The following is a 7,046-nucleotide window of genomic DNA, read 5'->3' as shown; positions in this document are numbered from 1 at the left end:
GGACCAGATCAATCCGGTTGCCATCGCCGCGATGGCAGAGGAGGGCATCGACATCGCGGACAACGTGCCGAAGATCCTGACCACCGAGGCGGTTCGGGACTCCGACGTCGTCATCACCATGGGCTGCGGCGACACCTGCCCGATCTTCCCCGGCAAGCGCTACGAGGACTGGGAACTCGAAGACCCCGCCGGCAAGGACCTCATAACGGTCCGCCGGGTCCGTGACGACATCAAGGGGCGCGTCGAGGCGCTGCTCGCCGAGATCCTGCCGGCGGCCACCTCTTAGCCTTCGCTGTGCTCCTGGTGATCGTCTTCGAGCAGCATCCCCACTGACGTGGCGCAGGCGTCTCCGCGCCACGCCTCGAGCCCCTCGCGTATCGCGAAAACGGCGATGACGAGCCCGGCGATCGCGTCCGCCCACCACCAGCCGAAGAGCGTGTTCAGGAGCAGCCCGACGAGCACCGCAGCCGACAGGTAGGGGCAGATGAGTGTCTGCTTCGAGTCGGCGACGGCCGTCGCCGAGCCGAGCTCACGTCCGGCCCGGCGCTCCGCCCACGACAGGAACGGCATGACCACGACGCTGAGCGCCGTGATGAAGATGCCCAGCGCACTGTGCTCGATCTCGACCCGGCCGATCAGCGCAGTGACCGAGGCGATGGTCACGTAAGCGGCGAGCGCGAAGAATGCGATGGCGATGACCCGCAGCGCGCCCTTCTCCCACCTCTGCGGGTCGCGCCGGGTGAACTGCCACGCGACCGCGGCCGCGGAGAGCACTTCGATGGTGGAGTCCAGTCCGAACGCGATCAGCGCCGCGGATGACGCGATCGTTCCGGCCGTGATCGCGACCACGGCTTCGATCAGGTTGTAGCCGATGGTCGCGGCCACGATCCAGCGGATGCGTCGCTGGAGGACGTGCGTTCGTTCGACCGGAACGGTCCTTTCCGGGGCGGCCATGGGTGCACAGTACTGCGCTCGCTGGGGCCGAGATACACCGAACTGCACGGCTCTAAGCACCTCCACTACTAAGTGTTGCCAGCTAGTAGTACTTAGTGTTACCGTCTACTAGTAGTCAATGACACTCAGTAGATCGAGGAGGTCGACCGTGGGCAATCAGATGACGGAGATGCTCAAGGGCACCCTGGAGGGCATCGTCCTCGCCGTCCTCGCGACTCAGCCCGCGTACGGGTACGAGATCACGGCGCGGCTGAGAGAACAGGGGTTCTCCGACCTGGTCGAGGGAACCGTGTACGCACTGCTGGTCCGCATCGAGCAGCGAGGGTTCGTGAACGTGGAGAAGGTGCCCTCGGAGAAGGGCCCGCCGCGCAAGGTGTACTCGCTCAACGCCAGAGGCAGAGACCAGCTGGACGAGTTCTGGAGGACGTGGAGCTTCCTCTCGGAACGGATCGGAACGCTCCACACCGAAATCGCAGAAGGAGAGAACTGACATGGCCGCCAAGTGGATCGAATTCGTCACCGGCTCACTCGAACAGAAGAAGCAGTGGAGGCAGTACAAGGCACGCATCAAGGCGCTCCCCGAGCCGTACCGCAGCGCCGCCGATGCCGTCGAGCGGTACTTCATGGTCTCGGGAAGCATCACCGTCGACGGGGACAAGCTCGTGGCGATGTTCGGCGACCTCGCCGACCTGTGGGAGCGCGCCGCAGCCGACGGCACGCCCGTGCGCGAGATCGTCGGCGACGACCCGGCGGAGTTCGCCGAGACGTTCGCGCAGGCCTACTCGGGCAAGCGGTGGATCGACAAGGAACGCGAGCGCCTGAACAAGGCGATCGACGACGCAGAGCAGGAGGAGAAGAAATGACGACCGCACCAGCCATCCACGTGCAGGGGGTCGAGAAGTCGTTCAAGGATCTGCATGTGCTGCGCGGCGTCGACTTCGATGTCGCGGCTGGGAGCATCTTCGCTCTCCTCGGCTCGAACGGAGCCGGCAAGACCACGGTCGTGCGCATCCTGTCGACACTGCTGAAAGCGGATGCCGGCACGGCCACCGTTCACGGCTTCGATGTCGCAGCGAGCGCGGGCGACGTACGCCAGTCGATCAGCCTGACCGGTCAGTTCGCCGCCGTCGATGAGGTTCTGACCGGACGGGAGAACCTGGTGCTGGTCGCAAAACTGCGTCACCTGAAGAACCCGGGTGCGATCGCCGACGATCTCCTCGCCCGTTTCGCCCTCACCGACGCCGGGGGACGGAAGGCGGCCACCTACTCGGGTGGCATGCGCCGCCGCCTCGACATCGCGATGAGCCTGATCGGCGACCCGCCGGTGATCTTCCTCGACGAGCCCACCACCGGTCTGGACCCGCAGGCGCGGCTCGAGGTGTGGCAGACCGTCAAGGATCTCGCGAAGGGCGGAACCACGGTGCTGCTGACGACGCAGTACCTCGATGAGGCCGAGCAGCTCGCCGACCGCATCGCGATCCTGCACAAGGGCACGATCATCCAGAACGGCACCCTCGACGAACTCACGCAGCTTCTGCCGCCCGCCAAGGTCGAGTACATCGAGAAGCAGCCCTCCCTCGAGGAGGTCTTCCTGGCCCTTGTCGGCGACACCGGCGCGAGCGACACGAACACCGTCGACACCGCCTCGGCAGGAAAGGAATCACGATGACCACTCACGTCGTCAGCGACACCGGTGTCCTCACCGGCCGCTCGCTGCGCCACATCCTCCGCAGTCCCGACACGATCATCACCACCGCGGTCACCCCGATCGCGCTGATGCTCCTGTTCGTGTACGTCTTCGGCGGGGCGATCGACACCGGCTCGCAGGAGTCGTACATCGACTACATGCTCCCCGGCATTCTGCTGATCACCATCGCCTCGGGCATCGCCTACACCGCGTACCGGCTGTTCCTCGACATGCAGGGCGGCATCTTCGAGCGGTTCCAGTCCATGCCGATCGCGAGGTCGAGCGTGCTCTGGGCGCACGTGTTCACGTCGCTGGTCGCCATCCTCGTGTCCATCGCCGTCGTCATCGGCGTCGCGCTGCTCATGGGGTTCCGTACCGGTGCCTCGTTCTTCGGCTGGCTCGCGGTGATCGGCATCCTGATCCTGTTCACTCTCGCACTGACCTGGATCGCCGTGATCGCCGGGCTGTCGGCCAAGACGGTGGACGGAGCGAGCGCATTCAGTTACCCGCTGATCTTCCTGCCGTTCATCAGCTCCGCGTTCGTCCCCACCGAGTCGATGCCGGGCCCGGTCGCGTGGTTCGCCGAGAACCAGCCCGTGACGGCCATCGTCGACACCATGCGTTCGCTGTTCAGCGGGCAGCCCGTCGGCACCGACATCTGGGTGGCGCTCGCCTGGCTCGTCGGCATCCTGGTGGTCGCCTACGGCTTCGCGATCGCGATCTACCGCCGCAAGATCAGCTGACCACCCCGCCGGAGGGTCGAGGTGGGCCGCATCCCCCCAAGATTGCGGCCCACCTCTGTCTTGTACGCCCGAGTGCCCCGACCCGCGCGCCAAGCGTCGCGTGGGGTCAGACGGCTGGCCCGGCATGGACCGCTGAGCGGTCCGCCCGTGCGGTCACCTCGTCCAGCGCTTCACGCAGCGTTTCGTATAGCCCCGCTTCCTGTCGATCGCGCACCCACAGCACGGAGACCCGAGAGTTCCTGCACTCGAGATATGCGATCACCCGGTGCGGATCGGTGTCCGGCATGGAGGTGTCGCAGGCGATCCACGCGCCATCGCCCACCCAGATGAGCTCGGGCGTGGGCGCTTTCGCGGACCGGGTGTGAGTGGACATGACTGCCTCCTCGAACCGTGCTCCGCGACGTTGCGGAGCGGCTCGGAGACAACAGTGGACCCATCTGCCCGTGCTCGCCACGGGGGTTGACGCGTCGTCGAATCGGCGCTAATCGTTGAACCGGCGCGTGCGCATCAGCGGACCCAAGCGGCGGACGCAGCGGGCGGGTTGCCGATACGCTCGCGGACGTGACCCCTTATGAAGCCGCATCGCTGTGGGCCCAGTGGGTCGGGTCCATCTCGGCGGCACTGGCCGTATTCGTCGCTGCGCTGTTCGGCTATCTCACCTACGCCAACAACAAGCGCTCGCGAGACAACCAGGAGCGCGCGACGCTCGCAGCAGCGATGAGCGGCGGCGGTGAGTCTCGCGCGGGGATCCTGCCCACCGGCTCGTCGCGCGGCGCCGAATTCGCTATTCGTGGCCTCGGCGCCGAGCAGTGGCTGCTCGTCAACGAAGGCCCGGAGAGCGCTTCGGGTGTCCGGCTCGAAGGCCTCACGACCCTCGATCAGCAGAGGCTACGGGGCTCCGCGGAAGGTCCGGTCGACCTCGGACCGGGGCAGGCCCATGAATTCGTGCTCCGTTCGAGGTTCACCCTGTCGGGGCCGGCGAACGTCGTGGTGACCTACCGGCTCCAGGGCGGCGGCTCCGAACTGCGCCGCGTCCTTCAGGTGCCCGCGCCCTGACCCAGCCTCCGGCGCCCGGTGCGACTTGCAGCGGCCCTCTCGTTGATCGAAGAAGATCGGACCCGGCAATGACAGCAGAGGACATGGCTCAGCCTGCCGCGGCGGAGAACTACGAACCGGAGCTCAGACGCAGCCTCGGCTCATTCCAGGTCTTCGCGATCTCGTTCGCATTCATCTCGGTCGCGGTCGGGATATTCGCGACGTACGACGAGGTGCTCCAGGAGGCCGGTCCCGTCGGAATCTGGCTGTGGATCCTCGCGGCGATCGGGCAGACACTCGTGGCGCTGGTGGTCGCCCAGTTCGCGGCGCGGATCGCGCTCAGCGGATCCTCCTACCAGTGGGCGTCACGGCTGGCGAACCCGCGGGTCGGGTGGCTGTTCGGCTGGTTGAGCTTCTGGTACCTCGCTATCGCCGTCGTGGCGATGGACAACGCCCTGGCGAGCCAGGCGCTGATGCCGCTCCTGAACATGCCCGAAGACGAGCAGGTCGCCCGCCTGCTGACCGTGGCGATACTCGTCGTTCAGGCTGTCCTCGTCATCGCGTCCACCCGCCTTCTCGGGCTGATCACCGCCGGAGCGGTCGGGGTGGAGCTCGCCATCGTCGTGGTCCTGGTGCTCGCGCTCGCACTCGTGATGGTCTTCACCGGCAGCTGCGACGTCGAGAACCTCACGTCCCGGGGCGTGACCGCCGACTCTCCGAACTACTTCGCGATCGGCGGCGGGTTGATGGCCGGAATGATCATGGGCCTGACGACGCTGGTGGGCTTCGACTCCGCCGCGAACCTCGCCGAGGAGGCGAAAGACCCGTACCGCAGCGTCCCGCGGGCGATCGTGTCATCGGTCGTCGCCGCGGCGGTGCTGGGTCTGATCTTCCTCATCGTGCTCACCATCGCGATCCCGGACGTCGAGCATGTGACCGACAGCGGATCGCCGGTTGCGACGATCATCCGCGATCAGCTCGGTCCGGTCATGGAACGCGTCCTCCTCGCCGGGATGGTGTTCGCGATGTTCGGAGCAGGAATGGTGGTGATGGCTGCCTGCTCGCGCCAGGTGTTCGCCATGGCCCGCGACGAGCGGTTCCCCGCCCACCGGCTGCTGCGACGCGTCAACCCGCGCACCAAGACGCCCATCCCGGCGACGATCCTGATTCTGCTCGTCGGCGTGGTGCTGATGGTGGCCTTGCCGGGTGCCGCGCTGATCGAGCTGATCGTCGCCTCCACGATTCTCCCCGCGCTGATCTACGGCGCGATCGTGGTGCTCTACCTCGTCGTGCGCAAGAGGCTGGAACGAAGAGAGGGCGGCTTCAGTCTGGGCCGCTTCGAGCTGCCGGTCGCCGTGGCGGCGCTCATCTGGGTGGCCATCGCGCTGTTCGTGCTCGTCACGCCGGCCGGCGCGCTCGTCTCGGTGGTGATCGACCTCGTCTTGATCCTGGCCGGCGGTGTCTACTTCGCGAAGATGTGGTTCTTCAACCGGGAAGTGCTCGACACCGAGCCCGGCGACGCCGTGGTCGAAGCATCCGCGGCAGTCGGGACGGAGTGACTCATGCGTCCAGCCTGGCGAGTCCGGAAAAGCACGTCGATAGGAATGTCGGCGGTGCCCGAGTAGCCTGGCGTTCTCGGCCGGGGAAGGGGAACCGGGTCGAGATGGGTCAGTGGCATCCGATACTCGCCGCGGTCGAGGGGCCGACCGGCGTCTGGCGGATGATCGACCCGCAGGGTCGCGAGTACGGCCGAGTGGAGATCCGTCGCATCATGAACGGCACGGACACCCGCTACAAGGCCATGTGGCACGGCGAGGTGCTCGGGTGGGCGACCACGCTGCGTGAAGCATGCGAACGGATCCACCGGGCATACCTGCACGCGCACGGGCCGGTGCCGTTCGCGGGCTATCCCAGCCTGGGCGGCCGCAGCCGGGACTGAGGCGCGTGCCAGACGCCGCAGGCGCCACCGCTCACGGTGCCGCCGGGATGCTGATGAGGCGATCCAGACCCGTCAGGTCGATGTTCTCGTCATAGCCGCCGAGGACCAGGGCGGCGTCACCGGCGACGAGATTCACCGTCGCGAAGGAGGATCGGCCGTCGAATTCCGCGACCAGCTGCGATGAGCCCGTCGCGACATCCACGATCTCGGCGGTACGGCCGCCGCCGGCAATGAGCACCCTGCTCCCGGGCAGCGCCACGACGCCGCCCGGGAGCTTGTAGCGTGGCTCGATCATCTCCGGCCCCGGCGCGAACTTCCCCGTTTCAGGGTCGTAAAGCTCGGTGCTCGACAGCAGCGTCCGATCATCCGGTGTGCCGCCGCCGAGCAGGACGCGGCCGTCGTCCAGCAGGACGGCGAAGTGTTTGAGCCGCGGGGCGGTCATCGAATCGACCGGGCGCCACTGACCCGTTCCCTCCTCGAAGACGGCGGCGCGCGCGGTCGCCGAGCCGCGGACCACTTGGCCGCCTGTCACCAGGACTCCCCCGCCTGGTAGGGATGTCGCCTCCAGCGCGTCGGCCGCCCACGGCAGGGGCGGCGCAGGCGCGACCTCCCGGGTCACCGGATCGACGATCTCGACGGTATCGGTGTACCGGCCGGCAGATATCCAGCCTCCGACGACGAGCACTCG

General features: G+C 67.1%; 10 protein-coding genes and 1 pseudogene. 8 read left to right on the top strand and 3 right to left on the bottom strand.

Going from position 1 to position 7,046, the window contains the following annotated elements; translation table 11 throughout:
- Positions 1-286: pseudogene (locus VFX99_RS04175) on the top strand (heat-shock protein HtpX); the annotation flags it as partial.
- On the opposite strand, the gene VFX99_RS04170 reads toward VFX99_RS04175, so the two are convergent.
- Positions 283-954, bottom strand: coding sequence for a cation transporter (locus VFX99_RS04170; RefSeq protein WP_329665060.1), 672 nt, complete (start codon positions 952-954; stop codon positions 283-285). The pseudogene VFX99_RS04175 and the gene VFX99_RS04170 overlap by 4 nt on opposite strands.
- 148 nt (positions 955-1,102) lie before the next feature.
- Here VFX99_RS04170 and VFX99_RS04165 point away from each other — a divergent pair, with 148 nt between their 5' ends.
- From VFX99_RS04165 to VFX99_RS04150, 4 genes are read left to right on the top strand one after another with little or no spacing between them, the layout of a single operon-like run.
- On the top strand, positions 1,103-1,444 hold the full coding sequence (locus tag VFX99_RS04165) for a PadR family transcriptional regulator (RefSeq protein WP_329665059.1): 342 nt from the start codon (positions 1,103-1,105) through the stop codon (positions 1,442-1,444).
- Position 1,445: 1 nt separating this feature from the next.
- Positions 1,446-1,817, top strand: a complete 372-nt coding sequence (locus VFX99_RS04160; protein ID WP_329665058.1) for a DUF1048 domain-containing protein — start codon at positions 1,446-1,448, stop codon at positions 1,815-1,817.
- Positions 1,814-2,623: an ABC transporter ATP-binding protein gene (locus VFX99_RS04155; RefSeq protein ID WP_329665057.1), complete on the top strand. Its 810-nt coding sequence runs from the start codon at positions 1,814-1,816 to the stop codon at positions 2,621-2,623. The genes VFX99_RS04160 and VFX99_RS04155 overlap by 4 nt, the downstream gene beginning before the upstream one ends.
- Complete coding sequence (locus tag VFX99_RS04150; protein ID WP_329665056.1) at positions 2,620-3,384, top strand: ABC transporter permease; 765 nt, start codon at positions 2,620-2,622, stop codon at positions 3,382-3,384. The genes VFX99_RS04155 and VFX99_RS04150 overlap by 4 nt, the downstream gene beginning before the upstream one ends.
- A 106-nt stretch (positions 3,385-3,490) precedes the next feature.
- On the opposite strand, the gene VFX99_RS04145 is transcribed toward VFX99_RS04150, so the two are convergent.
- The gene (locus VFX99_RS04145; protein ID WP_329665055.1) at positions 3,491-3,757 is read right to left on the bottom strand and encodes a hypothetical protein; all 267 of its coding nucleotides are present in this window, start codon (positions 3,755-3,757) and stop codon (positions 3,491-3,493) included.
- Between the two features lie 188 nt (positions 3,758-3,945).
- Between VFX99_RS04145 and VFX99_RS04140 the strand changes: the two genes are divergently transcribed.
- The 3 genes from VFX99_RS04140 (at position 3,946) to VFX99_RS04130 (ending at position 6,358) form a co-directional block, all read left to right on the top strand.
- Entirely contained in the window at positions 3,946-4,440 is a 495-nt protein-coding gene (locus VFX99_RS04140) for a hypothetical protein (RefSeq protein ID WP_329665054.1), read from the top strand.
- 83 nt (positions 4,441-4,523) lie between these two features.
- Positions 4,524-5,978, top strand: coding sequence for an APC family permease (locus tag VFX99_RS04135; RefSeq protein ID WP_329665053.1), 1,455 nt, complete (start codon positions 4,524-4,526; stop codon positions 5,976-5,978).
- Between the two features lie 104 nt (positions 5,979-6,082).
- Positions 6,083-6,358 carry a hypothetical protein gene (locus VFX99_RS04130; RefSeq protein ID WP_329665052.1) on the top strand — a complete coding sequence of 92 codons (276 nt, stop codon included), beginning with the start codon at positions 6,083-6,085 and terminating at the stop codon, positions 6,356-6,358.
- Positions 6,359-6,389: 31 nt separating this feature from the next.
- On the opposite strand, the gene VFX99_RS04125 is transcribed toward VFX99_RS04130, so the two are convergent.
- Positions 6,390-7,046: kelch repeat-containing protein (locus tag VFX99_RS04125; RefSeq protein ID WP_329665051.1), on the bottom strand; the 657-nt coding region annotated here is incomplete at its 5' end.

The organism is Microbacterium sp., from assembly GCF_036277215.1.
In the GTDB taxonomy this organism is placed as follows: Bacteria; Actinomycetota; Actinomycetes; order Actinomycetales; family Microbacteriaceae; genus Microbacterium.
The sequence above is the reverse complement of the archived record's forward strand: the minus strand, read 5'-3'. Positions and strand labels throughout refer to the sequence as shown.